21 protein-coding genes and 1 pseudogene are annotated in these 22,948 nt (G+C 69.3%); 13 read left to right on the top strand and 9 right to left on the bottom strand.

Annotated features, from left to right (window positions below; all coding sequences use genetic code 11):
* The first annotated feature begins 79 nt into the window (after positions 1-79).
* The 7 genes from ACFY1L_RS27840 (at position 80) to ACFY1L_RS27810 (ending at position 6,140) form a co-directional block, all read left to right on the top strand.
* Complete coding sequence (locus ACFY1L_RS27840; protein ID WP_388831073.1) at positions 80-436, top strand: YciI family protein; 357 nt, start codon at positions 80-82, stop codon at positions 434-436.
* Positions 433-1,632, top strand: coding sequence for an RNA polymerase sigma factor (locus tag ACFY1L_RS27835; protein ID WP_388829955.1), 1,200 nt, complete (start codon positions 433-435; stop codon positions 1,630-1,632). Before ACFY1L_RS27840 ends, ACFY1L_RS27835 begins: the two co-directional genes overlap by 4 nt.
* 66 nt (positions 1,633-1,698) lie before the next feature.
* Complete coding sequence (locus tag ACFY1L_RS27830) at positions 1,699-3,087, top strand: aldehyde dehydrogenase family protein (RefSeq protein ID WP_388831071.1); 1,389 nt, start codon at positions 1,699-1,701, stop codon at positions 3,085-3,087.
* 101 nt (positions 3,088-3,188) lie between these two features.
* Entirely contained in the window at positions 3,189-3,551 is a 363-nt protein-coding gene (locus ACFY1L_RS27825) for an ArsR/SmtB family transcription factor (RefSeq protein ID WP_388829952.1), read from the top strand.
* The gene (locus ACFY1L_RS27820) at positions 3,548-4,210 is read left to right on the top strand and encodes an SRPBCC family protein (protein ID WP_388829949.1); all 663 of its coding nucleotides are present in this window, start codon (positions 3,548-3,550) and stop codon (positions 4,208-4,210) included. The genes ACFY1L_RS27825 and ACFY1L_RS27820 overlap by 4 nt, the downstream gene beginning before the upstream one ends.
* Before the next feature lie 277 nt (positions 4,211-4,487).
* Positions 4,488-5,198 (top strand): chitinase, encoded by a 711-nt coding sequence (locus ACFY1L_RS27815; RefSeq protein WP_388829946.1) that lies wholly within the window; start codon positions 4,488-4,490, stop codon positions 5,196-5,198.
* A 30-nt stretch (positions 5,199-5,228) separates the two neighbouring features.
* Positions 5,229-6,140: an aldo/keto reductase gene (locus ACFY1L_RS27810; RefSeq protein ID WP_388829943.1), complete on the top strand. Its 912-nt coding sequence runs from the start codon at positions 5,229-5,231 to the stop codon at positions 6,138-6,140.
* Positions 6,141-6,192: 52 nt separating this feature from the next.
* On the opposite strand, the gene ACFY1L_RS27805 is transcribed toward ACFY1L_RS27810, so the two are convergent.
* Positions 6,193-6,651, bottom strand: coding sequence for a pyridoxamine 5'-phosphate oxidase family protein (locus tag ACFY1L_RS27805; protein ID WP_388829940.1), 459 nt, complete (start codon positions 6,649-6,651; stop codon positions 6,193-6,195).
* 65 nt (positions 6,652-6,716) lie between these two features.
* Here ACFY1L_RS27805 and ACFY1L_RS27800 point away from each other — a divergent pair, with 65 nt between their 5' ends.
* A complete protein-coding gene (locus ACFY1L_RS27800) occupies positions 6,717-7,142 on the top strand; it encodes a hypothetical protein (protein WP_388829937.1) in 426 nt (141 codons plus the stop codon).
* Positions 7,143-7,166: 24 nt separating this feature from the next.
* On the opposite strand, the gene ACFY1L_RS27795 is transcribed toward ACFY1L_RS27800, so the two are convergent.
* Positions 7,167-9,467, bottom strand: coding sequence for an FdhF/YdeP family oxidoreductase (locus tag ACFY1L_RS27795; protein ID WP_388829934.1), 2,301 nt, complete (start codon positions 9,465-9,467; stop codon positions 7,167-7,169).
* A gap of 157 nt (positions 9,468-9,624) precedes the next feature.
* Here ACFY1L_RS27795 and ACFY1L_RS27790 point away from each other — a divergent pair, with 157 nt between their 5' ends.
* On the top strand, positions 9,625-10,554 hold the full coding sequence (locus ACFY1L_RS27790) for a LysR family transcriptional regulator (RefSeq protein WP_388829931.1): 930 nt from the start codon (positions 9,625-9,627) through the stop codon (positions 10,552-10,554).
* A 34-nt stretch (positions 10,555-10,588) separates the two neighbouring features.
* On the opposite strand, the gene ACFY1L_RS27785 is transcribed toward ACFY1L_RS27790, so the two are convergent.
* Complete coding sequence (locus ACFY1L_RS27785; RefSeq protein WP_388829928.1) at positions 10,589-10,942, bottom strand: helix-turn-helix transcriptional regulator; 354 nt, start codon at positions 10,940-10,942, stop codon at positions 10,589-10,591.
* A gap of 125 nt (positions 10,943-11,067) precedes the next feature.
* Between ACFY1L_RS27785 and ACFY1L_RS27780 the strand changes: the two genes are divergently transcribed.
* Together ACFY1L_RS27780 and ACFY1L_RS27775 are read left to right on the top strand one after the other, a co-directional pair.
* Positions 11,068-11,814 carry an anti-sigma factor antagonist gene (locus ACFY1L_RS27780; RefSeq protein WP_388829925.1) on the top strand — a complete coding sequence of 249 codons (747 nt, stop codon included), beginning with the start codon at positions 11,068-11,070 and terminating at the stop codon, positions 11,812-11,814.
* 101 nt (positions 11,815-11,915) lie between these two features.
* On the top strand, positions 11,916-12,632 hold the full coding sequence (locus ACFY1L_RS27775; RefSeq protein ID WP_388829922.1) for an SDR family oxidoreductase: 717 nt from the start codon (positions 11,916-11,918) through the stop codon (positions 12,630-12,632).
* Between the two features lie 48 nt (positions 12,633-12,680).
* Here ACFY1L_RS27775 and ACFY1L_RS27770 read toward each other — a convergent pair whose 3' ends face one another.
* On the bottom strand, positions 12,681-14,561 hold the full coding sequence (locus ACFY1L_RS27770; RefSeq protein WP_388829919.1) for a propionyl-CoA synthetase: 1,881 nt from the start codon (positions 14,559-14,561) through the stop codon (positions 12,681-12,683).
* A gap of 89 nt (positions 14,562-14,650) precedes the next feature.
* Here ACFY1L_RS27770 and ACFY1L_RS27765 point away from each other — a divergent pair, with 89 nt between their 5' ends.
* Positions 14,651-15,043, top strand: a complete 393-nt coding sequence (locus ACFY1L_RS27765; protein WP_388829916.1) for an MmcQ/YjbR family DNA-binding protein — start codon at positions 14,651-14,653, stop codon at positions 15,041-15,043.
* Between the two features lie 30 nt (positions 15,044-15,073).
* Here ACFY1L_RS27765 and ACFY1L_RS27760 read toward each other — a convergent pair whose 3' ends face one another.
* The 5 genes from ACFY1L_RS27760 to ACFY1L_RS27740 all read right to left on the bottom strand — a co-directional run bounded on the left by ACFY1L_RS27760 (position 15,074) and on the right by ACFY1L_RS27740 (position 22,341).
* Positions 15,074-16,303 (bottom strand): PP2C family protein-serine/threonine phosphatase, encoded by a 1,230-nt coding sequence (locus tag ACFY1L_RS27760; RefSeq protein ID WP_388829913.1) that lies wholly within the window; start codon positions 16,301-16,303, stop codon positions 15,074-15,076.
* A gap of 554 nt (positions 16,304-16,857) precedes the next feature.
* Positions 16,858-17,529, bottom strand: a complete 672-nt coding sequence (locus ACFY1L_RS27755) for a DUF6082 family protein (RefSeq protein ID WP_388829909.1) — start codon at positions 17,527-17,529, stop codon at positions 16,858-16,860.
* A gap of 194 nt (positions 17,530-17,723) precedes the next feature.
* Positions 17,724-20,282 carry a tol-pal system YbgF family protein gene (locus tag ACFY1L_RS27750; protein ID WP_388829906.1) on the bottom strand — a complete coding sequence of 853 codons (2,559 nt, stop codon included), beginning with the start codon at positions 20,280-20,282 and terminating at the stop codon, positions 17,724-17,726.
* Between the two features lie 90 nt (positions 20,283-20,372).
* Positions 20,373-21,239 (bottom strand): acyl-CoA thioester hydrolase/BAAT C-terminal domain-containing protein, encoded by an 867-nt coding sequence (locus ACFY1L_RS27745; protein ID WP_388829903.1) that lies wholly within the window; start codon positions 21,237-21,239, stop codon positions 20,373-20,375.
* 124 nt (positions 21,240-21,363) lie between these two features.
* Positions 21,364-22,341 carry an ABC transporter substrate-binding protein gene (locus tag ACFY1L_RS27740; protein ID WP_388829900.1) on the bottom strand — a complete coding sequence of 326 codons (978 nt, stop codon included), beginning with the start codon at positions 22,339-22,341 and terminating at the stop codon, positions 21,364-21,366.
* A gap of 257 nt (positions 22,342-22,598) precedes the next feature.
* Between ACFY1L_RS27740 and ACFY1L_RS27735 the strand changes: the two are divergent.
* A pseudogene (locus tag ACFY1L_RS27735) lies at positions 22,599-22,948 on the top strand (hypothetical protein); the annotation flags it as partial.

The raw sequence follows: 22,948 nt of genomic DNA, 5'->3' as shown, positions 1-22,948 counted from the left end.
CCATCGCGCGCGGTGTCGATCCGGGGGTGTGCCGTTCGTGTAGGAGGTGAGAGAACGAGACGACGCCAAGGAGGACGTCATGCAGTACTACCTGCTCAGCGTGATCACCCCGACCGATGGGACGCCGCCCGGGCCGGAGGCCATGGCGGAGATCGTCCGCAACCTCGACACCTTCCACGCGGAGCTGCGCGAGGCCGGTGCCTGGGTGTTCGCCGGCGGGCTGCACGGCCCCGAGACGGCCACCGTGCTGCGGCCCAGCGACGGCGACGTCCTGATCACCGACGGGCCGTACGCCGAGGGCAAGGAGTACCTGGGCGGCATCTGCCTGATCAAGGCCCCCGACCTGGACGCGGCCCTGGAATGGGGCAAGAAGGCGACCTGGGCCACCACCCTGCCCATCGAGGTGCGCCCGTTCATGCACCAGGCCGAGGAATGACGGCGCAGCCCGTCGACGTCGAGGCCGTCTTCCGCGCGGAGTACGGCCGCGCCGTCGCCGTCCTCGTCCGCTTTCTCGGCGACATCGACCTCGCCGAGGAAGCGGTGCAGGACGCCTTCACCACGGCACTGCAGCGCTGGCCGGAGACCGGCGTACCGCCGAGCCCGGCCGGCTGGATCATCACCACCGCACGCAACCGGGCCGTCGACCGGCTGCGCCGGGAGGCGAAACGCGACGCACGACACGCCGAGGCCGCCCTGCTGCACACCCCCGACGCACCGGCCGAGGAGGGCCCCGTGCGCGACGACCGGCTCCGTCTGATCTTCACCTGCTGCCACCCCGCGCTCGCGCCCCAGGCCCAGGTCGCCCTGACCCTGCGGCTGCTCGGCGGACTCACCACACCCCAGATCGCCCGCGCCTTCCTGGTGCCCGAACCGACCATGGCGCAGCGCCTCGTCCGCGCCAAGGCGAAGATCCGCGACGCCCGGATCCCCTACCGCGTACCGCGCGACGCCGACCTCCCGGACCGGCTGAAGGGCGTCCTCGCCGTCATCTACCTGATCTTCAACCAGGGGTACGCCGGCACACCCGACCTGACCGCGGAGGCCGTACGCCTGGGCCGCCTGCTCGCCGAGCTCATGCCGGACGAGCCCGAGGTCACCGGCCTGCTCGCGCTGATGCTCCTGGTCGACTCGCGCCGGGACGCCCGCCAGGACGAGCAGGGCGAACTGGTGCCGCTGCCCGAGCAGGACCGCGCCCGCTGGGACCGGGAGCTGATCGCCGAGGGCCAGTCGCTGGTCCGCCGCTGTCTGCGCCGGAACCAGCCGGGGCCGTACCAGATCCAGGCCGCCATCCAGGCCGTCCACAGCGACGCGCCGACCGCGGACGCCACCGACTGGGGCCAGATCCTGCAGCTGTACGACCAGCTCATGGCCCTCGCCCCGAGTCCCGTCGTGGCGCTGAACCGGGCGGTCGCCGTGGCCGAGGCCGACGGCCCGCGCCCGGCCCTGGAGCTGGTCGACGCCCTGGACCTCGACGGCTACCACGTCTTCCACGCCGTACGCGCCGACCTGCTGCGCCGCCTGGGACGCGGCACCGAGGCGGTGCGGGCGTACGAGGCGGCCATCGCGCGCACGGACAGCCAGGCCGAGCGGGCGTACCTGGAACGCCGCCGGCTGGAACTCCTGCGTTCGTGACGGAGCGGTCGCGGAAAGTAGTCCTTCCGGCACCGGAATTTATTTTGGTGTATGAAAGGTTGCCATATACACCCGACCGTCGAGACCGCACCCGCGACCCGCAAGGCCGCACCGCACCAGCAGCGAGGCACCGTGAACCAGCCCACCCCCGAGCAGCCCGCCGACACCGTCGCCCGGCTGCGCGCCACCTTCCGCACCGGCCGCACCAAGCCCGTCGAGTGGCGCACCGCCCAGCTGCGCCGTCTGCGCGAGATGCTCACGGACAACGGCCCCGACCTGGCCGCCGCCCTCCACGCCGACCTCGGCAAGAGCGCCACCGAGGCGCACCGCACCGAGATCGACTTCACGATCCGCGAGATCGACCACACCCTCGACCACCTCGCCGACTGGCTGCGCCCCGAACCCGCCCCCGTTCCGGCCCACCTGGGCGCAGACGCGAGCGCCTGGACGCAGTACGACCCCCTCGGCGTCGTCCTCGTCATCGCCCCCTGGAACTACCCCGCCCAGCTCCTGCTCGCCCCGCTGGTCGGCGCGCTCGCCGCGGGCAACGCGGTGGTCGCCAAGCCCAGCGAGCTGGCCCCCGCCACCTCCGCAGCGCTCGCCCGGCTGCTGCCCGCCTACCTCGACACCGAAGCGGTCGCCGTCGTCGAGGGCGGCATCCCGGAGACCACGGCCCTGCTCGCCGAACGCTTCGACCACATCTTCTACACCGGCAACGGCGCCGTCGGCCGCATCGTCATGCGCGCCGCCGCCGAACACCTCACCCCGGTCACCCTCGAACTCGGCGGCAAGTCCCCGGCGTTCGTCGACCGTGACGCCGACCTCGACGTCGTCGCGGACCGGCTGGCCCGCGGCAAGTTCCTCAACGCCGGCCAGACCTGCGTCGCCCCCGACTACGTCCTGACCGACCCGGCCACCGCCGCCGCCCTGGAGCCCGCGCTCGTCCGCGCCGTCGAGACGCTGTACGGCACCGATGCAGCCGCCTCCGGCGAATACGGCCGGATCATCAACGAACGGCACTTCGACCGGCTGACCGGCCTGCTCGACTCGGGCCGCGTCGTCGTCGGCGGCGGCAGCGACCGCACGACGAAGTACATCGCACCGACCGTCCTGGCCGACGTCGACCCCAAGTCGCCCGTCATGCAGGAGGAGATCTTCGGCCCGATCCTGCCCGTCGTCACCGTGCCGGACCTGGACGAGGCGATCGACTTCATCAACGACCGCGACAAGCCCCTCGCCCTGTACGTGTTCTCCGGCTCCGAGGAGACCCGCGCCCGGATCGCCGCCGAGACGTCCTCGGGCGGCCTCGGCCACGGCCTGCCGCTGGCCCATCTCACCGTCTCCGACCTGCCGTTCGGCGGGGTGGGGGAGAGCGGCATGGGCAGCTACCACGGCCGCTACTCGATCGACACCTTCAGCCACCGCAAGGCGGTGCTGGAGAAGCCGCTCGGCTGAATCCGGCGAGGAGAACGCCCGGCCGTCGACGCGGCCGGGCGTTTTTCATGAGCTAAGTATCGCTTGCTCCTTATATAAGCAGAAGCTGATATAGTCGCCGCATGCACGCCTTCGATGTGCTCGGGGACCCGGTGCGCCGGCGGATCCTGGAGCTGCTGGCCGACGGGGAGATGACCTCGGGCGCGGTCTGCGAGGTCATCGGCGAGGAGTTCGGGATATCGCAGCCCGGGGTGTCGCAGCATCTGAAGGTGCTGCGGGAGCACGGCTTCGCGACCGTACGCCCCGAAGGAACCCGGCGGCTGTACGCGGTCAATGCCGAGCCGTTGCAGGACATCGACGCCTGGCTCGACCGCTTCCGTCGCTTCTGGACCCCCCATCTGGACGCCCTGGCCACCGAGCTGGCTCGCGGCAAACGCGCACGCCGACTCCGGGACGCCGACGAAACCCCGAGGAGCACCCCATGACCGACGTGACACATGACATCAGCGCCGTACGCCGGCAGGTCGGCACGCGCACCTTCAAGGCGGGCGAGGCGCGCGTGGTGACCGTGACCCGGTCCTACGACGCCCCGCTCGAGGACGTGTGGGACGCCTGTACCAACCCCGAGCGCATTCCCCGCTGGCTCCTGCCGGTGACGGGAGAGCTGCGGCTCGGGGGCCGCTATCAGCTCGAGGGCAATGCCGGTGGAGTGATCGAGCGCTGCGACCCGCCCAACAGCTTCGCCGCCACCTGGGAGTACGGCGGCGAGGTCAGCTGGATCGAGCTCAGCCTGACGTCCGAGGAGAGCGGCACCAGCTTCCAGCTGGAGCACATCGCCCACGTCGACGACACGAAGTGGGCGGAGTTCGGCCCCGGTGCGGTCGGCGTCGGATGGGACCTGATGGTCAGGGGTCTCTCCCTGCACCTCGCGAGCGGCGCCGCCCTCGACCCGAAGAAGTTCATGGCCTGGATGGCCTCGGACGAGGGCCGTCTGTTCATGACATCCAGCAGCGAAGCCTGGTACGCGGCCAATGTCGCCGGCGGCGAGGAAGAGAAAACGGCACGTGAGGCGGCGGACCGGACCACGGCGGCCTACACGGGAGCCGGGGATGGCGGGGACCGGAACGAGGGGGACGCAAGCTGACCGCAGGGGATCCGGCCCGAGCCGGACTCCGGCCCTTCAGGCGCCCGGCGTGCACTGCACGCCGGGCGCCTGTGCGCAACGTTCCGGCCGGAGAAGGGGATTGACTGGTCTACACCCTTGACTGGTACAGACCAAAGCGGTTGAGTGTGGCAGCACCACAACCCCCCACCACGGCCGCCCCCACGCCGTGGCCGGTCCGACCGGCGCGTGCGCTCAAGGCCGGGCGCAAGCCTGCCCTTGACCGGGAGCGGCCGTGCTCCGCAAAGGAGTTCATCCCTTGTCGAGACGCCGCATCGCCGCACTCCTGTCCTCGCTCGCCCTCGGCGGCGCCCTCCTGGCGCTCCAGCCGGCCCCCACCGCCTCAGCCGCGGGCTTCGTCGTCAGCGAGTCGCAGTTCAACCAGATGTTCCCGAGCCGGAATTCCTTCTACACCTACGGCGGCCTGACCGCCGCGCTCGGCGCCTACCCCGGCTTCGCCAACACCGGCAGCGACACGGTCAGGAAGCAGGAGGCAGCCGCCTTCCTCGCCAACGTCAGCCACGAGACCGGCGGCCTGGTCTACGTCGTCGAGCAGAACACCGCCAACTACCCCCACTACTGCGACTGGAGCCAGTCGTACGGCTGCCCGGCAGGCCAGGCGGCCTACTACGGACGCGGCCCGATCCAGCTCAGCTGGAACTTCAACTACAAGGCCGCGGGCGACGCGCTCGGCATCGACCTCCTCAACAACCCCTACCTGGTGCAGAACGACGCGTCCGTGGCCTGGAAGACCGGCCTGTGGTACTGGAACACCCAGTCGGGCCCGGGCACCATGACCCCGCACAACGCCATGGTCAACAGTGCGGGCTTCGGCCAGACGATCCGCAGCATCAACGGCTCCCTGGAGTGCGACGGCAAGAACCCCGCACAGGTCCAGAGCCGCGTGGACGCCTACCAGCGGTTCGCCCAGATCCTCGGGGTGTCGCCGGGCGGCAACCTCTACTGCTGATCCCCTCGCCGGGTGTGCGAGACTCCGCCGATGACCTCCCACATGATCACCGCGGACGCCGCAGGCACCTGGACACTCGGCGACCTGACCGTCAGCCGCATCGGCTTCGGAGCGATGCGGCTGACGGGCAGCGCCGCCTTCCACCACGGCACACCGAGCGACCGCGACCGGTCGATCGCCGTGCTGCGCAAGGCGGTTGAGCTCGGCGTCAACCACATCGACACGGCCGCCTTCTACTTCTCGTCGCTGCGCTCCGCCAACGAGCTCATCAACAGCGCACTGGCGCCGTATACGGACGACCTGGTCATAGCCGCGAAGGTGGGTCCACTGCGCGACTACTCGGGCGAGTGGGCCGCCTGGGCCCGCCCGGACCAACTGCGCGGCCACGTCGAGGAGAACCTGCGCCAGCTCGGCCGCGACCACCTCGACCTGGTGTACCTGCGCAGGTCGGAGCAGCGCTGGGACTCGATCGCCGAGCACTTCGGCGCGCTCGCCGAGCTGCGGGAGGCAGGCCTGGTCCGCCACCTCGGCATCTCCGGCGTCGAACCCCGCCACCTCGCCGAGGCGCAGGCCATCGCACCCGTGGTGAGCGTGCAGAACCGCTACGGACTGGGCCACCACGCCCCGGACACGGACGAACTGATGCGGATCTGCGGTGAACAGGGCATCGCCTTCGTGCCGTTCTTCGCCGTCGCGGGCGCCGGCGGGGCGAAGGCAGCGAGCACCGACCACGACGAGGAAGTGCTCGCCATCGCCCGCGCGCATGACGCAAGCCCCAGCCAGGTCCGCATCGCCTGGACCCTGCACCAGGGGCCGCACGTCCTCGCCATCCCCGGCACGGGCAACCCCGACCACCTCGCCGAGAACGTCGCAGCGGGCGCGCTGCGCCTGACGGCCGACGAGCTGGACCGGCTCAACGCCGTGCACAACAAGGCGGATTGAGGACGAGGGGGCCGGCCGTCCGCCGGCCCCTCAGCCCTCGGCCCGCGTCAGCTCACACCACCCACGCGCCCTCCCGCATCAGATGCCGACCGGACAGCTCGTGCTGCCCGCGCCACGCCTGCACCGCACGCGGCCGCACCCGGAAGAACGCGTACGACGCGCTGTCCTTACGCGGATCCCACCCCGTCTTCGCCACGAACGCGTCCGCGGCCCCGGCGGGCACCTCCGGCCCGGTGAACGTCTCCACGTCACCGTCGACGAGCACGACGTCCTGCGTGTCACCGAACGCCAGCCGGGTGCGCCCGCCGTCGCGCAGATTCCGGCCCGTCGGATTGGTGACCCGGGTGGACACCCACACCGCCTCCCCGTCCCACACGAACCACAATGCGACCAGACAGGGCAGCCCGTCCGCGTCGGCGGTGGCGACCCAGATGTCCAACTCCCCATCCAGGCGGGCCAGTACGTCGTGCTTGCGCTGCTCGGGACTGCGGGCGGGTTCGGTGATCTTCATGGTCACGAAACTAGCGGCCGACGCGGGAGAACTTCGTCAGGGCGTCGCCGGCTACCAGTTCAGCCATGCCGAACCCGACGCGGCGCTCCTGGGCGGCAGCCTCCACGCCGACAGCTCCGTACTCGATCACGGCTGCCCGGGTCTGGTACTACCTGACCGACACCTCCACCTGGGAGCCGTACTACGACAACGTCGCCGACATCTCCTTCCCGCAGGGCGGCGGCCCTGAGCTGAAGGGCGACCTGGCCTTCGGCTTCGGTACCTGGACGGTCGAGCAGGACGGCACCCCCGAGGAGCGGCTCGACGTGCTGCACGCCTGGCTGGTGGAGGACCTGCCCGGCGGCCGGGTGCGCATCCTCACCCAGGAGACCCAGATCGGCCGGCCCGCCGCCGAACTCGCGAAGCAGACGCCGAACTCCATGCTCAACGGCCACCAGGCATGGCTGGACGGCCTGATCCGCGCCGCCTCCGACCGGACGCCGTCGGCCTGACCCCGAACAGGTCCCACGGGTGCGTCACGCCCGTGCCGGCTCGGCCGCCCGCTCCAGACGGACGATCACGCTCTTCGACGTCGGCGTGTTGCTGATGTCCGCGACGCTGTCCAGCGGCACCAGGACGTTGGTCTCCGGGTAGTAGGCGGCGGCCGAACCCGGGGGAGTGGGGTAGGCGACGACGCGGAAGGCGTCCGCGCGGCGCTCCGAGCCGTCGGTCCAGGTGCTGACCAGATCGACGAGGCTGCCGTCCGCGAGATCGAGTTCGGCGAGGTCGGAGGCGTTCACGAGGACGACGCGGCGGCCTCCCTTGATGCCCCGGTAGCGGTCGTCCATCGCGTAGGGGATGGTGTTCCACTGGTCGTGCGACCGCAGGGTCTGCAGGACCAGGTGGCCCTTGGGGGCCTGGAGCATGGTGAAGTCGTTGACGCTGAAGACGGCCTTGCCGCTCGGGGTGCGGAACACCCGCTCGTTGACCGGGTTGGGCAGGCGGAAACCGCCGGGCTGCCGTACCCGCTCGTTGAAGTCCTGGAAGCCGTCGACGACTTGGGCGATATGGTCGCGGACGAGGTCGTAGTCGGCCTCGAAGTCCTCCCAGGGGATGTCCGGTTCGGTGCCCAGGACCCTGCGGGCGAGGCGGCTGATGATGGACACCTCGCTGAGCAGGTGTGGGGATGCGGGGGCGAGGCGGCCGCGTGTGGCGTGGACCTCGCTCATGGAGTCCTCGACCGTCATGAACTGCTCGCCGCCCGCCTGCACGTCGCGGTCGCTGCGGCCGAGCGTGGGCAGGATCAGCGCGGTGCGTCCGCACACCGCGTGGGACCGGTTCAGCTTGGTCGAAATGTGCGCGGTCAGACGGCAGTTGCGCATCGCGCGCTCGGTCACTTCGCTGTCGGGCGTGGCCCGTACGAAGTTGCCCGCGACACCGAGGAAGAGCTTGGCCCGCCCGTCGAGCATGGCCCGGATGGAGTCGACGGAGTCCAGTCCGTGCGCGGTCGGCGCGGTGAACGCGAACTCCCGCCCCAGCCGGTCCAGGAAGGCCTGGGGCATCCGCTCCCAGATGCCCATGGTGCGATCGCCCTGGACGTTGCTGTGCCCGCGGACCGGGCACACTCCCGCGCCCGGTCGGCCGATGTTGCCGCGCAGCAGAAGGAAGTTGACGACCTCCCGGATGGTCGGCACACCGTGCTTGTGCTGGGTAAGCCCCATCGCCCAGCAGACGATGACGCTGCGGCTCGCCAGGACCCGCTCGTGCACCTGCTCGATCTCGTCCCGGCTCAGCCCCGTGGCCTCCAGGACGGCATCCCAGGACGTTTCGCGGATGTTGGCCGCGAAGGCCTCGTAGCCGGTGGTGTGCGCCTCGATGAACTCCCGGTCCAGGACGGTGCCCGGTTCCTTGTCCTCGGCCTCGAGCAGCAGCAGGTTCAGCGCCTGGAACAGCGCCAGGTCGCCCCCGGGCCGTATCTGCAGGAACTGGTCGGCGATGTCCGTGCCGCGGCCGATGACACCGCGCGCCTTCTGCGGGTGCTTGAAGCGCAGCAGCCCCGCCTCGGGCAGTGGATTGACGGCGACGACATGCCCGCCGCGGCGCTTGGTCTCCTCCAGCGCGGACAGCATGCGCGGGTGGTTGGTGCCCGGGTTCTGCCCTACGACGAAGACGAGGTCGGCGTTGTAGAGGTCGTCGAGGCTGACGCTGCCCTTGCCGATGCCGAGGGTCTCGTTGAGTGCCGAACCGCTGGACTCGTGGCACATGTTGGAGCAGTCCGGCAGGTTGTTGGTGCCGAAGGCCCGCGCGAACAGCTGGAGCAGGAAGGCGGGTTCGTTGGCCAGCCGTCCGGAGGTGTAGAAGAGCGCCTCGTCCGGGTGGTCCAGGGCGCGCAGTTCGCCGGCGAGCAGATCCAGGGCTTCGTCCCAGCCGATCGGCTCGTAGTGACTCGCGCCCTCGCGCAGCACCATCGGCTCGGTCAGCCGGCCCTGTTGATTGAGCCAGTAGTCGGACTTACGGCTGAGCTCGTCGACCGAGTACTGCCGGAAGAAGTCCGCGGTCACCCGGTGGGAGGTGGCCTCGTCGCTGATGTGCTTGGCGCCGTTCTCGCAGTACTCGTTGCGGTGGCGCTGCCCCGGCGCGGGCTCGGGCCAGGCGCAGCCCGGGCAGTCGAAGCCCTTCGCCTGGTTGATGTTGAGCAGGGTCAGCGCGGTGCGCTTCGGCGAGGTCTGGCCCAGCGCGTACTTCAGCGCGTGGACGACGGCGGGAGCGCCGGTGGCCCACGTCTTGGGAGCCGTCACCGACAGCTCGGCCTCGTCCGGTTCGTCGAAGTCCCGCATCACGCACCACGCCCTCTCGTCCGCACGACACTCTTGGCCGACGCGTCGGGCCAGGTCAAAGCGGAAGTTCTTATCGCATGACAGGCAGCACCGATCAGTGCAGCGTGATCGGGGACCACCGGCGACGGACGGGTCGGGCGCGAGGGATCATTGGAAGGTGCTGCTGCGCCAACTCGAGTACCTCGTCGCCCTCGCCCGCGCCCGCCACTTCGCGAAGGCGGCGCAGGCCTGCTACGTCTCCCAGCCGGCCCTGTCCGAGGGCATCCGCAAACTGGAGGAGGAGCTCGGCATCCCCCTGGTCCAGCGGGGACGCAGGTTCGACGGGCTCACACCGGAGGGCGAGCGCGTGGTCCTGTGGGCCCAGCGCATCCTCGCCGACCGCGATGCGATGCAGGGCGAGATCCAGGCACTGCGGGCGGGGCTCAGCGGCCGACTGCGCATCGGGACCGTCCCGACCGCGGCCACGGCGGTCGCGCTGCTGACCCAGCCGTTCTGCACCGCGAACCCGCTCGCGACCGTCCAGGTCTTCGCCGACCTGCAGGCCGAGGACATCGTGAACAGACTCCGCACGTACGAACTCGACGCGGCCGTGACCTACCACAGCAGCGTCGTGGCCCACGGCTTCAAGTTCGTCCCGCTGTACCGGGAACGCTACGTCCTGCTGACCCAGCGCACCGCCCCCGACTCCGGCCCCGCCGACATCTCCTGGGAGGAGGCGGCTCAGTACCCCCTGTGCCTGCTGCACCCCATGATGCAGGGGCGCCAGGTCCTCGACGCCGTATTCGAGGCAGCCGGCGTCTCGGTGACGCCGCGCGTGGAGACCGACTCCATCGCCTCACTGTTCGCGCAGGTCAGAGCCGGTCACTGGGCGAGCGTCGTGCCGTACGCCTGGCTGCACGTCTTCGGCGTCCCCGCGGGCATGCACGCCGTTCCCCTGGTCCGCCCGATCCGTACGGAACGCATCGGGCTGGTACTCCCGGCACGCGAGCCCGTCCCGGTGATCGGCCAGGCGCTCATCGACGTCGTCGACCGGGCCGGCATCGCGGAAGCGCTGGAACGGCTGCCGGACCAGCACATCGGCCACTGACGCCCGCGGCTTCGGGCGCAGGTACCGGCGGACCTCAGCTGTCTTCGACAGCCTGTCTGTCGGTCCCGCCGGGCCGGCCGGGGTGATGGCCGTCGACCTGGACGAGCAGGCCCAGCAGAGAGGTCACGGTGAGCCCGGCCTCGGCCGGGTGACGCAGCGCTGTTCCTGGTTCGATCTGGTACGCATTGCCCCGCCCTTCACGCGTGTGCGACAGGTAGCCGCTGTCCTCCAGATCGGAAATGATCTTTTGGACCGCGCGTTCCGTCAGCCGGCAGTGTGCGGCGATGTCGCGGACCCGCGCGTTCTGGTTCTCGGCGATGGCGGCAAGCACCCGCGCGTGGTTGGTGATGAACGTCCATCCTGTGTGCGATTCCGGTGCTCCTCCCATAGGTGGATCGTACGCCTGGTGGTTCACGCAGGAAAATACCTGAATCAAATTTCGCGTATCTATTGACGTGAGTTTGGGTGCGAGCGAATCTGGACGCGGAGGATCCAGCCCAGGGGAGAGGACTCATGTCGGATGCGGCGGCGCAGTCCGGGGCCGGGGAAGTCCACGGCTGCACAGCACTTGCCGGTTCCAGTGGCGGGCAACGGCCGACCTGGCTGACGGTCCGCACTAGCCCCGACGGCGACCGGATGGTCGTCACGCTCTCCGGGGACCTCGACCTCGCCGCGGATCAGGAACTGCAGCAGGCGTTGCGCTCGGCGCTAGCCCGCTCGGAGAACGGCATCGAACTCGACCTCGGCGAGGTCCGGTTCTGCGACTGCTCCGGGCTCAACATCCTGTTGGGCATACGGCAACAGGCTCTGGGCGAGTCCAAGACGGTCACGATCCGCGGGATCAGCCCGGCTGCCGAGCGCGTCTTCGCACTCACCGGCACGATGCCCCTGTTCGCGCCGGACGGCGACGGAAACCGAGGCGACGGCGACGATCCGGCCCGGGCCGCTGCGGAGGGCTCCGATGGCCCCGATCCGGACCCGCGGGTGGAGGTCGTACAGCTGCGACGGGCGATGCAGACCCGGGAGGTCATCGATCTGGCCCGGGGCATCCTCATGGCCGCCTTCACGCTCAGCTCCGAAGAAGCGTGGAACGTCCTGGTGATGACCTCGCAGAACACCAACACCAAGCTGTATCGGGCTGCTCAGCAGCTGGTGGATTCCATCCAGGGCGACCCCTTGCCCGAGTCGGTGCAGAACCAGCTGTCCGCCGCCGTCGCCCACGTCGCGGGCTCCCGCGCCGCAGCGGCGGACCCGGAGTAGGCGGACCTCGCCCAGGGCTCTGCGTCAGTCACCGCTTGCCATCGGAAACCGATCGGTTTACTGTGCTGTAAACCGATCGTTTTCCAACGTGGAGATGGAACATGACTTCGATCAAAGACGCCGTAGTACTCGTCACCGGCGGCAGCCGCGGCCTCGGCAAGGCTCTGGTGGAGGAGCTGTACGCACGCGGTGCCGGCAAGGTCTACGCCACGGCCCGCGACCCGCGCACCGTGACCCACGCCGAGGCGGTGCCGCTCGCCCTGGAGGTCACCGACCCCGACTCGGTGGCCGCCGCAGCCGCGCAGGCTTCGGACGTCACCGTCCTGATCAACAACGCGGGCATCTCGCTCGGCGCCTCCTCCTTCCTCGAGGCCCCGGTCGACGACATACGCCGGGAGTTCGAGACGAACTTCTACGGACCGCTGCTGGTCACCCGGGCCTTCACCCCGATCATCGAGCGCAACGGCGGCGGCCACGTCCTGAACGTCCACTCCGTGCTCTCCTGGGTCGGCCTCGCCGGCTCCTACAGCGCCACCAAGGCCGCCCTGTGGTCGCAGACCAACTCCCTGCGCCTGGAACTGAGTTCGCGGGGCATCGGGGTCACCGGACTGCATGTCGGATACGTCGACACCGACATGGCCTCGAGCGTGGACGCACCCAAGTCCCGCCCGAACGACGTCGCCGCCCTCGCGCTCGACGGCGTCGAAGCCGGCGCCTACGAGGTACTGGCCGACGACATCTCCCGGACCGTCAAGGCCGGCCTCTCCGGCGATCTGGCAGCGCTGTACCCGCAGTTGGCGGGCCAGACCGCTGCCTAGAAGCCGTATCGCGCACCGTATCTGCTCACGGTCGATGCACGCTGTGCGCTACGGCCGGTCCCGCAGGATCGGGGTGAGCGCGTCGAGGACGGCGGCGTCCTCGATGGTCGGCGGCACGGGCTCGTCCCGTCCGTCGGCGATGCCCCGCATCGTCCGGCGCAGGATCTTGCCCGACCGCGTCTTCGGCAGAGCCGGCACGACCGCGACGTCCCGGAAGGCCGCCACCGGACCGACGTCGCGCCGCACGGCCGCGATCAGCTCGGCCCGCAGCTCGTCGTGGTCCGGCGCGGCACCGGCCTTGAGGACGACCAGCCCGAAGGGGACGCTGCCCTTCAGCTGGTCGGGGATCCCGATCACCGCGCACTCGGCGACCGCCGGATGCGTGGCAAGGGCCGCCTCGATCGCGCCGGTCGACAGGCGGTGCCCGGCCACGTTGATGACGTCGTCGGTGCGGCCCATGACGAACAGATAGCCGTCGTCGTCGAAGTACCCGGAGTCCCCGGTGTGGTAGAAGCCGGGATACCGGCTGAGATAGGAGTCCACGAACCTCTCGTCGTCTCCCCACAACGTCTGCAGCGCGCCCGGAGGCAGCGGCAGCCGGATGACGATCTCGCCCTCCTGCCCGGGCTCCAACTGCCGACCTTCGGCGTCGACGATCCGTACGTCCCATCCCGGCACAGGCACCGTCGCCGAGCCCGGCTTCGTCGGCAGCGGCTCCAGCCCCCGCGGGTTCGCCGCGATCGGCCAGCCGGTCTCCGTCTGCCACCAGTGATCGGTGACCGGTACGCCCAGGGCGCCCGAGGCCCAGTGCAGCGTCTCCGGATCCAGCCGCTCACCGGCAAGGAACAGCGAAGTCAGCGAACCCGTGTCGTACTTGGCGAGCTCCGCCGCCTCGGGGTCGACCTTCTTGATCGCCCGGATCGCGGTCGGCGCGGTGAAGATCGTCTTGACCCCGTACTCCTCGACGATCCGCCAGAACGCGCCGGCGTCCGGCGTACCGACGGGCTTGCCCTCGTACACCACCGTCGTCGCCCCGACCAGCAGCGGCCCGTACACGATGTAGCTGTGCCCGACGACCCAGCCGACGTCGGAGACCGTCCAGAACACATCACCGGCATGGACGTCGTAGATCGCCCCCATCGACCAGGCCAACGCGACGGCATGCCCGCCCGCGTCGCGCAACACCCCCTTGGGCTTCCCGGTCGTACCCGACGTGTACAGGATGTAGAGCGGATCAGTGGCCGCCACCGGCACGGGCTCCACCGGCTTCGCCAGCGGCACGACATCGTCCCAGTCCAGATAACCGGGCCCAAGATCCGCCCGCAACGCCGCACGCTGCAGCATCACCGTGTGCTCCGGCCGGTGCACACTCATCTCCAGTGCCGCGTCGAGAATCGGCTGATACGCCACCACCCGCGTGGGCTCCAGCCCGCACGACGCCGCTACGACGACCTTGGGCCGCGCATCCTCGATCCGCGCCGCCAGTTCCTTCGGCGCGAACCCACCGAACACCACCGAGTGCACGGCGCCGATACGAGCACAGGCCAGCATCGTCATCACGGCCTCGGGCACCATCGGCATGTAGACGACGACACGGTCCCCCTTCCCGACCCCCAGAGCACTCAACGCACCGGCCACACGGGCCACTTCGTCCCGCAGCTCCCGGTAGCTGAACGACCTCTTCGCCGGCACCATCGCCGAGTCCCAGATCAGCGCCGTACGATCGCCGAATCCGCCCTCGACATGCCGGTCGAGCGCGTTGGCACAGGTGTTCAACTCCCCGTCGGCGAACCACCGGTAAAAGGGCGCGCGCGTGTCGTCGAGCGCACGTGAGGGGCTGACGACCCAGTCGATCAGCTCCGCGGCACCGAGCCAGAAGCGGTCCGGATCCGTAAGGCTGCGTTCATGGATCCTTGCGTGTTCTCCCACGTCAGGTCCTTTCCAGGCCTCGGGCACAGGCTACGGCGCTCGACACGCCACCGACCACCAGTTCACCACCTTCGGGCTAGGGTCGACACATGGCCACCTGGGACGATGTCCGCCGACTCGCACTCGCCCTCCCCGAAACCGACGAAGGGCTCTCCCGCGACCTGTCGCAGTGGCGGGTCAAGGACAAAGGGTTCGTCTGGGAACGGCCACTGCGGCCCGCGGACTACGACGCCCTCGGCGACGCCGCGCCGGAGGGACCGATCCTCGGGGTGCGGGTGGCGGATGTGGGGGTGAAGGAGGCGTTGCTGGCCTCTGATCCTGACGTGTACTTCACGACGCCGCACTTCGACGGCTACCCGGCCGTCCTGGTCCGCCTCGACCGGATCGACGCCGCGGAGCTCGGAGAACTGATTGTGGAGGCTTGGCTCGCCAGGGCTCCGAAGCGGCTGGCACAGCAGTACCTCGACGCGGGCGGGGAGTGAACCGCCGCGAACGGGCTCACCAGCTGTGTTTCACAGGCGAAGGACGATCAGCGCGGTGTCGTCGGTGTTGCCGGTGCTGGGGAGCAGGTCGGACAAGAGGGCGTCGGCCAGGGCCTCGGGGTCGGCGTGCCCATGGCGGGTGAGGGAGTCGGCGAGACGGGCCAGCCCGGCGTCGATGTCCTCGGTACGGCGTTCGACCAGGCCGTCGGTGTAGAGGACCAGGGTGGAGCCTTCGACGAAGGGAGCCTTGGCCTGCGGGCGGGGTACGTGCTCGGGACGGGCGCCGAGCGGTGGGTCGGTGGCCTGGTCGAGGAAGCTGACGGTGCCGTCGGGGGCGAGCAGGGCGGGCGGCAGGTGTCCGGCACAGCTGTAGGTGATGCACTGGTCGTCCCAGTCGATGAACGTCGCCGCGGCGGTGGCCGACTCGGCGCCCTCCACGGAGCGGGCGTACAGCCCGAGCGCTTCCAGGGCCTCGGCGGGCCCTTGGGCGACGCGGCAGGCCGCGCTCAGGGCGCTGCGCAGCTGTCCCATGACGCAGGCGGCGGCCAGACCGTGGCCGACGACGTCGCCGACCGCGATCGCCAGGTTCTCGCCGGGCAGCTCGACCAGGTCGTACCAGTCACCGCACACGTTCAGCGCACCGATGGCGGGCCGGTAGCGCACGGCCGCCCCGTGCTGTCCGGTCGGCCCGGGCGGCGGCAGCATGGCCGCCTGCAGTGCCAGGGCGACCTCGCGTTCGTGGGCATGGGCCTTGCGCAGCCGCTCGTTGACCTCCTGCAGTTCACGGGCGCGGGTGTACAGCTCGGCCTCCAGCACGCGGGCCCGGCTGTCGTCGCCGGGCCCGCCGAAGGCGCGGATGAGTTCGGTGACCTCTTCCACCCGGTGCACGATCAGCGCCACGCGGCCGTCGGGGCCGAAGACGGGCGCGTTGACCGGACTCCAGTAGTGCTCCTCCCAATGACCGGGCCGCTGGACGTCCTCGATGTCGTAGCGGAGCAGCGCCATCGTGTCGCGCTCTCCGGTGTCCACCGCACGGCGCATCGACGCCTCGGTCTCCCGCATGCCTGCCGCGGCCGGCTCATTGGGGTTCTCGGGGAAGACGTCGAAGATGTAGCGCCCCAGCAGCTGCTCGCGGGTGCGGCCGGCCAGTCGCAGGAAGTCCTCGTTGGCGTCGGCGTACACCAGGTCGGGGGTGAGCAGTGCCACCATGCCGGGCAGGGCGCGGAAGACCGTCGCATAGTCGATCTGCGGTTCCCACATGTCCTGCCTGCCTCGGCGCCGAGCGTCACTGTGCCCCTCCACGATAGGAGCGAACACGCCATGGGGCCCGCGCGCGGATGCTCGCGGAGTCCGGTCGCCGGGCACATGTGCGTACGGGGGACTGGCCGGACGGGCGGCTCGTGCTACACCTGAATTGGGGAAAAGCAATCCAGAGGTTGACACATCCGGACAGCAACTTGACCGCGATGGATGGGGGTGTAATCTCGCTGCCTCTCGGCGCTCGCACAGAGGGCCGAGCGTCAGCCGTCAGCACAGAGAGATCGCCAATGCGAATCGTAAAGCGCCTTGACTCGGTGGATACAATCGAGGGCCGCTGTAATTCAGAATTCAACTGTCCGGCTGTGTTCGAACTTGACAGTGGTGATCTCGCTTTTATCGGGGCCGACAACACGGAGGGCTTGAGGTCGGAGCTTCCGGTGGGTTCTGGCGTCGGCCCTGACGAACGCTTGGTTGTTCTCCCGCGATCGGTTCTGATCAATGCTGGTTGGCGGCTTCCAGTGGATGAATGACGATGAGGCGTTTCATGCGTGCGCTCACTCGGTGCCTGCGTATTGCTGGAAAGCGAGTTCTGCCAATTCGTAGAACTTGCGCATCGAGCCACCGTACGGCGTGACCCTGTTGCGGGTCTCCCGCGTCTCCGCCCAGAAGTCGTGGATGACGGGGCTGCTGAAGAGGTGCTGCATAAGCTCCAGCACCTCGTCATCCGTGTTGTACTTGAGTTGATACGACATGCACTGGAACGAGATGATCAAGTTCGCGTAGCGATACTGCTTCGTGCGCACCGGATCGAATTCAGCACCGTATCCAGGCCAGACGGCAGAGAGATCAGCGTCCTCGATTGCCATCCGGGTCAACATCACATGCTGCCCCCGGACCGACGCCTCCGCCGCGCGGAAGGCACTCTCGTGCCCCAACCGCGCATCCTCTCGATTCGCCCGCAGCTCCTCGCACTGGGCCGCCATCTCCACGCGCCGCATCCGGAATTCTTCGGCCTGCTGATGGAAGCTCCGCGCGGCGTAGAGGAGCACGAAGAAAGAGGCGCAAGCGGCCGCGGCACCAAAGGCCTGCCCGGCGTTGCCGCTCGCACTGGACTGAAGTCCGGGGACATGGACGAGCGCCAGAGTCAACGCAATGGAGCCGACGCAGGATACGGTGCCGACTCCGATTAATGACCACACGCGCCGCACGTGCCCCTGGTACGCCATGACCGCCCCCTGTGAAAGCCGGGAAAATGAGGCAAGGCGCAGATGTCAGAGTGCTCGCGCACCCGCTGGCGTGCTCATCCCCCGATTCTCGTTGTTGCCTGGAGCAATACCGTCAAAACGTGCCGCCGCGGGGGCGCATGGGGGCGCACCGGGGCATGGACTCCACGATTCCAGAAAGCGGGTATGGGACCGTGTCAGCTGTGCACCAATGTTTCGATGATGTCGTGCCAGCGGAGGTCGGCCGTGGCCGGGTCTTCCTCGGCTGTGATCTGTACGGGGCGGTAGCGGGCGGGGTATCCGGCGAAGACGAAGAGACGGTCGACGACGTGCGAGTTGATGCTCCAGGGGTAGTCCCATGAGAGCCATTTCTCGTGGAGTCGGTCGACGCTGGAGCGATCCGCCTGGCGCAGACCGAACGCCACTTTGCCCGTGAACTCCCGCCACCCACTGCGGCCCGATGTCGTCCGGATGATGCTCTGCGTCTGGGCCATGATGTTGTGGCCGGCGGCGCTGTCGTCCGCCCGGCAGATCAGCTTGGCGGCGAGAGCCGTCCGCATGGTGAGGATCTCGCCGAACCGATCGGCCTCGGCGAGTACGACGTCGCATTCGCTGGGGGTGCTGCGGCCGAGGAGGGTCCTCCGCCACAGCGCTGTCGCCTCGTTGTCCAGCGCCATCTGGTGCCTGCCCTGCTCCCGGAGGTGGGTGCCGCGGGCCGTGGGCCCGGCGATGGACTCGCTCAGCAGCCCGCGTGCGTAGGCGAGGTCGCTGGTGATGCGCAGTGCCGCGGTGGCATCGTCGAGGGGGTGGCGGGACAGGTGCTGGTGCAGTTCGGCGAAGTCCCCTTTGATCTGGAGGGAGCGCGCGACCTGGTAGCGCAGGAGCTGCGACTCCGGATCCTCGGCCAGCAGTTCCGTCAGCAGGCGCAGCGAGGGCTCGAAGTCCGAGCGGTTCCGATGCAGATAGGCGAGCTGCAGCTGGGCATGGGCCCGCACGGCGGACCGCAGGGGAGCGGCGAGGAACTCCTCGAGGCGGGTGACCCGCCGCTTGCCGACCGTCCCGTGGCGCCATGCCTCGAACATGCCGGACAGCTGACCCATCCAGGTGGCATTCGTCGTCGGCGGCAACCGTTCGGCGGTCTTGGCGAATCCCGGCAGATCGGTGAGGGCGTCGGCCAGCCAGGGAGCGGTGAGGTCGTGTTCCGCGCAGAGAGCGGCCGCCAGTTCCAGTACGTCGAGCCGGCGATTGCTGTCGTCCAGCAGCGCGTCGCTGCGCAGCCTGAGTGTCTCCACCAGCCCTCGTGCCATGGCCGTTCGGTCGGCGGGGGCCCAGGCTCCGGGGTCGGTGACCGGTTCATGGGCGATGGCCGAGCGCACGGCGTCGTGCAGCCGGTAGGGGAAGAGCGGGTGGTCGTCTTCGGTGACGAGGGTGCGCAGGCACAACCGGTGCGCGTCACCGAGGAGTCCGCCGACGGCCTGGGCGATGAGGTCTTGATCGAAGCGCGGCACCAGGGCGGCGGCGCGGGCCAACTCCCGTTCCCGCTCGGGGAGGTTGGCGAAGACCCGGTTGGCGAGTTCCGGCAGGGGACCGCCGAAGGCGTCCGGCGTGAGAGGGCTTTCGCTCGCGGCACGGGCGATGGAGAGGGACAGGCTGAGATAGAGAGGCAGGCCGTGCGCGCCGGCGCGGATGCGACCGACGACGTCCGGTGGCAGGTGCGGATTGCCTCCGGTGCCCGAGGCCGCCTGGAGATACTGCTCTACGTCGGTGTCGGAGAGGTTGCCCACCAGATGCTGACGCGGGTCCTCCTCCGCCTCCCGCCGCAGTCCCGGCCAGACGCCCGGACCCGTTGCAGGGAGCACCTGGTTGAGGTGTGGACTGTCCCAGTCCAGCCGGTTGCGGGAGGTGACGACCCACAGCACTCCCGGCGTGAGATGGACGATCCGGTTGAACAGGCGCTCCTGCGCGCGGTCGTCACCCTGGATGTACTCCGCAGCGTCGGCGAAGGCCACGGTGACGGGCCGTTTGTCGGCCGGCAGATTCTCGAGGTCCCAGGACAACAGGCCGGCGAGTGTGGCGGCGACGTAGTCGGACGGATCCTTCTCGGCGCGCTCGACGATCTGGACGAGTTCTTCGCACCTGCGCAGCGTCAGGCTGCGCAGCCGTTTCTCCCGTACGGCTTCCACGATGCGGATGCCCGTCCGCACGGTGAGCGGGCCGAGGCCGAAACGGGCCCCCGCGTCGCTGAGGATGTCATTCAGCGTGTCGGTGATCTGCCCCCGTACGTCGAAACCGCCGGCGGCCACATCAGGCAGGGGAGTGCCCGGACGCGCCAGCGACCACCAGGCGGCCAGTCCGAGATCGAAAGCGGGGAAACGACGCCACCGCCCGGCGACGGCCGCGCGCAGCCGCAGCACGGTGTCCGCCGCATGGACGACCCGGCTGCCGTGAAAGTCGAACCGCACGGTGCTCAGCGGTGGCTCGAAGGCCACTGACTCCGTCCAGTCCCCGAGGTCCTGCAGGTCCCCGACCGCCCAGGACTCCAGACGCCGCGACAACTCGGTCTTGCCGATGCCGCCGACGCCGTAGAACGACATGACGTTGAGACGGGCGGCGTGCGTGAGGGTCGCCGAACCGGCGCGCACCCGGGCGGTGTGGCGGCGTAACGCGGTGGAGAACGCCGTGTATTCGTCCACCCGGTTGGTGAACAACTCGGTCGCCGTGTACTCCGGCCCGAAGATTCCGTCGAAGTCGGTCATGCTCCCCCTCAGCCTTGGCCGGACGAACACCAGGCCATCTCGCCCAGCACACATGAACTCGGGCGCATCCGGAAGTCAACGCGCCCGAGTTCAGCCTCTGTTGCTGAGCGCCTCGAGGACATGGGACCAGGCCGACCTACCCAAAAGGGCGTCTCCATCGGGCGTGCCTCCGTACTGGAAGCGCGGCGACGCCGGCGCCGGGCCCTCGCCGGGGAAACGCGGTCGGTGGCCCGCGTCGTGACGAGCGATCAGTCGCACCGAAGCGCCAACTGACCGTCGACGTAGAGCCAGTTGTTCGGCGAAGGGCACGGACGGCCACATCGCGTCGTCGCCGCCCGCGACCAGCAGCAGATCGGCCCGCGCCTTGTCCACGGGGATCTCTGCGGCAGCGAGCCGATCGGCGAACGTCCGCTCGCTGAGTTCGTACCACCCACGGATGGCGACCGGATCGCCGTCCGCCTCCGCAGGCGCCCAGGATTCGTCCAGCGGGACGAACGGCAGCGCCTGCCTCTGCCAGGTCCAGGACGAGCGCCAGGGACGCTGTGCTCCGTCGAGCCCGGGGCCGACGTTGCACCAGACCCGCGAGGTGGGGGACAGCGCGATGACGACGTCCACGCGCGGATCGTGCACCGACGTGAGCAGAGCTGCCTCGGCGCCCTTGGAGACGCCCAGGATGCCGATACGTCGTGCCTTGTGCCGTCGGAGGAAGTCGATGGCGGCGGTGAAGGTCTCCAGGGGGATCTCGCAGATGCCCGGCGGCTGTCCCGGCCCGCCGAACCAGCGGATCGAAAGGGCCGTCATGCCCTGCCGGGCAAGGAGGCGTGCTCTCTCGCGTTCGATACGTCCGCTGGAACCGGCCAGGACCAGCACGCCGATGTCGCTGCCGCGGGCGGGGGCGAACAGAACGCCTTCCCAAGGGTCGGTCGGGGCGGCCAGCTCGCGTTCGGTGACGTCCACGGGTCTCCCTGTCCGGCCGCATCAAGGCGTCTGAGCAGCCTAACCTCGACCGTCTGTCCGGCTCAGGCGATCGGCCTCCCGATGGCCGGCACCCCGCACCGAAGGCGGTGACGGACGGAGCCGATCACGAGAACAGGGCGTCCAGGTCGGGCTTCTTGCCGCCGAAGAGGCCGTCCTTCTCGCCGAGGGAGGCCAGTTTCTCGAGGGAGGCCATGTCTACCTGGGGCGGCCAGCTGGGCAGGGTGAGGTTCTTCAGGACGTCGCCGCTGATCTTGGTGTAGGTCGTGAGGACCTGGCGTGCCTCGTTCGGGTGGCTGGAGGCGTACCGCAGCGACTCGGTCATCGCCGCGGTGAACTTCTTGACCAGGTCCGGGTTCTGCTGGGTGAGTTGGGTCGAGGTGAAGTACGTGGCGACGGTGAGCTTCGGGTCGGTTTCGGCGAACGGCGAGGCTATGACGCGGGCGCCCTGCGCCTTGGCGATCGTCTGCGCGGGTTCGCCCATCCAGGCGGCGTCGACCCGTCCGTCGTCCAGGGCTGCGGGCATCTGATCGAACGCTATTTCAACGAACTTGACCTTGGACGGGTCGCCGCCGGCCTTGCGGACCGACTCGCGCACCGTCGTGTCGCCAATGTTCTGCAGCGTGTTGACCGCGACCGTGTGGCCGGCGAGGTCCTTGGCCGACTTGATGGAGCTGTCCTTCTTGACCAGCACACCGGTGACGTCGCTTCCCACTTTCCCGTTGGAGGCCGCGCCGTTGACCACGGACTTGACCCCAACTCCCTTGACCTGCGCGAGCATCAAGGACGTGGTGTTGCTGAACCCGAACTGGAACTGACCGCTCACCACACCGGGGATGATTGCCGCCCCGCCCTGCGCGCTCACCATCTGCAGCTTGAGGCCACGGTTGCTGAAGAAGCCCTTCTGCTGCCCCAGATAGAGCGGAGCCACGTCGACGATCGGGATGATGCCGACCTTGACCGTCGTGGTCTTGTTCCCGCCCGAGGACGACGAACCACCGGAACCTGAGTCCGACGACCCGCACGCGCCCGCGCCGACGGCGGTGATCAGCACGGTGGCAATCCCGAGAACGCGCCTTCGCATGGCCCCTCCTGACGGAAAGTACTCTGCTCTTCCTGGCGTACGAGACACCCGGGCCTTCTGGCCCAAGCCTTGACCTGGGCTGGTCAAATGGCTGATGGAGCAAGGGAGTTGGACACCGAAGCGCGACTGCCCGGCTGCGGCTCGACCGCCCGTTTGACGTTGCGCAATTTGTTGACGGCCGCAATCTACACGCCTACTTTCGCGCTGTCAGTACTCCGGACACAGGAGGTTGTGGTCGCCGCGATAGCGTGGCGATCATGGTGGAGTGGGGTACACGGCCGGCGTCGATGTCGGACGTCTCGGCAGTGGCGGAACTGCGTGCCGTGGTGATGCGACCGGATCTGGAACGGCTCGGACGCTACGACGAGGAGCGCGTACGGCAGCGGCTGCTGGACAATTACGAGCCGACGCACACTCGGATCATCGAGGTGGACGGCGAGTTCGCCGGTTGCGTGGCGCTGCGCCAGGCCGAGGACGCCCACTGGCTGGAGCACTTCTACCTGGCCCCACATCTTCAGCATGATCTAGCGCGGAACCCCGGGCGTTCACGCCCGGGAGGAAGCGCTTCTCAAGATAGGGGTGACCTGCACGGGCGCACGGGTTGGCA

This window comes from Streptomyces sp. NPDC001663 (genome assembly GCF_042893105.1).
GTDB lineage: Bacteria > Actinomycetota > Actinomycetes > Streptomycetales > Streptomycetaceae > Streptomyces.
This window is presented reverse-complemented; position numbering and strand designations above follow the sequence as displayed.

Coding starts and splice junctions, on each gene's coding strand:
- ACFY1L_RS27810 (WP_388829943.1), top strand. CDS start 5,229: ATGACCTCCCACATGATCACCGCGGACGCCGCAGGCACCTGGACACTC.
- ACFY1L_RS27750 (WP_388829906.1), bottom strand. CDS start 20,282: ATGACCGACTTCGACGGAATCTTCGGGCCGGAGTACACGGCGACCGAG.
- ACFY1L_RS27785 (WP_388829928.1), bottom strand. CDS start 10,942: ATGGGAGGAGCACCGGAATCGCACACAGGATGGACGTTCATCACCAAC.
- ACFY1L_RS27820 (WP_388829949.1), top strand. CDS start 3,548: ATGACCGACGTGACACATGACATCAGCGCCGTACGCCGGCAGGTCGGC.
- ACFY1L_RS27800 (WP_388829937.1), top strand. CDS start 6,717: ATGCCGAACCCGACGCGGCGCTCCTGGGCGGCAGCCTCCACGCCGACA.
- ACFY1L_RS27760 (WP_388829913.1), bottom strand. CDS start 16,303: ATGTGGGAACCGCAGATCGACTATGCGACGGTCTTCCGCGCCCTGCCC.
- ACFY1L_RS27825 (WP_388829952.1), top strand. CDS start 3,189: ATGCACGCCTTCGATGTGCTCGGGGACCCGGTGCGCCGGCGGATCCTG.
- ACFY1L_RS27835 (WP_388829955.1), top strand. CDS start 433: ATGACGGCGCAGCCCGTCGACGTCGAGGCCGTCTTCCGCGCGGAGTAC.
- ACFY1L_RS27805 (WP_388829940.1), bottom strand. CDS start 6,651: ATGAAGATCACCGAACCCGCCCGCAGTCCCGAGCAGCGCAAGCACGAC.
- ACFY1L_RS27755 (WP_388829909.1), bottom strand. CDS start 17,529: ATGGCGTACCAGGGGCACGTGCGGCGCGTGTGGTCATTAATCGGAGTC.
- ACFY1L_RS27775 (WP_388829922.1), top strand. CDS start 11,916: ATGACTTCGATCAAAGACGCCGTAGTACTCGTCACCGGCGGCAGCCGC.
- ACFY1L_RS27765 (WP_388829916.1), top strand. CDS start 14,651: ATGGCCACCTGGGACGATGTCCGCCGACTCGCACTCGCCCTCCCCGAA.
- ACFY1L_RS27795 (WP_388829934.1), bottom strand. CDS start 9,467: ATGCGGGACTTCGACGAACCGGACGAGGCCGAGCTGTCGGTGACGGCT.
- ACFY1L_RS27740 (WP_388829900.1), bottom strand. CDS start 22,341: ATGCGAAGGCGCGTTCTCGGGATTGCCACCGTGCTGATCACCGCCGTC.
- ACFY1L_RS27840 (WP_388831073.1), top strand. CDS start 80: ATGCAGTACTACCTGCTCAGCGTGATCACCCCGACCGATGGGACGCCG.
- ACFY1L_RS27780 (WP_388829925.1), top strand. CDS start 11,068: ATGTCGGATGCGGCGGCGCAGTCCGGGGCCGGGGAAGTCCACGGCTGC.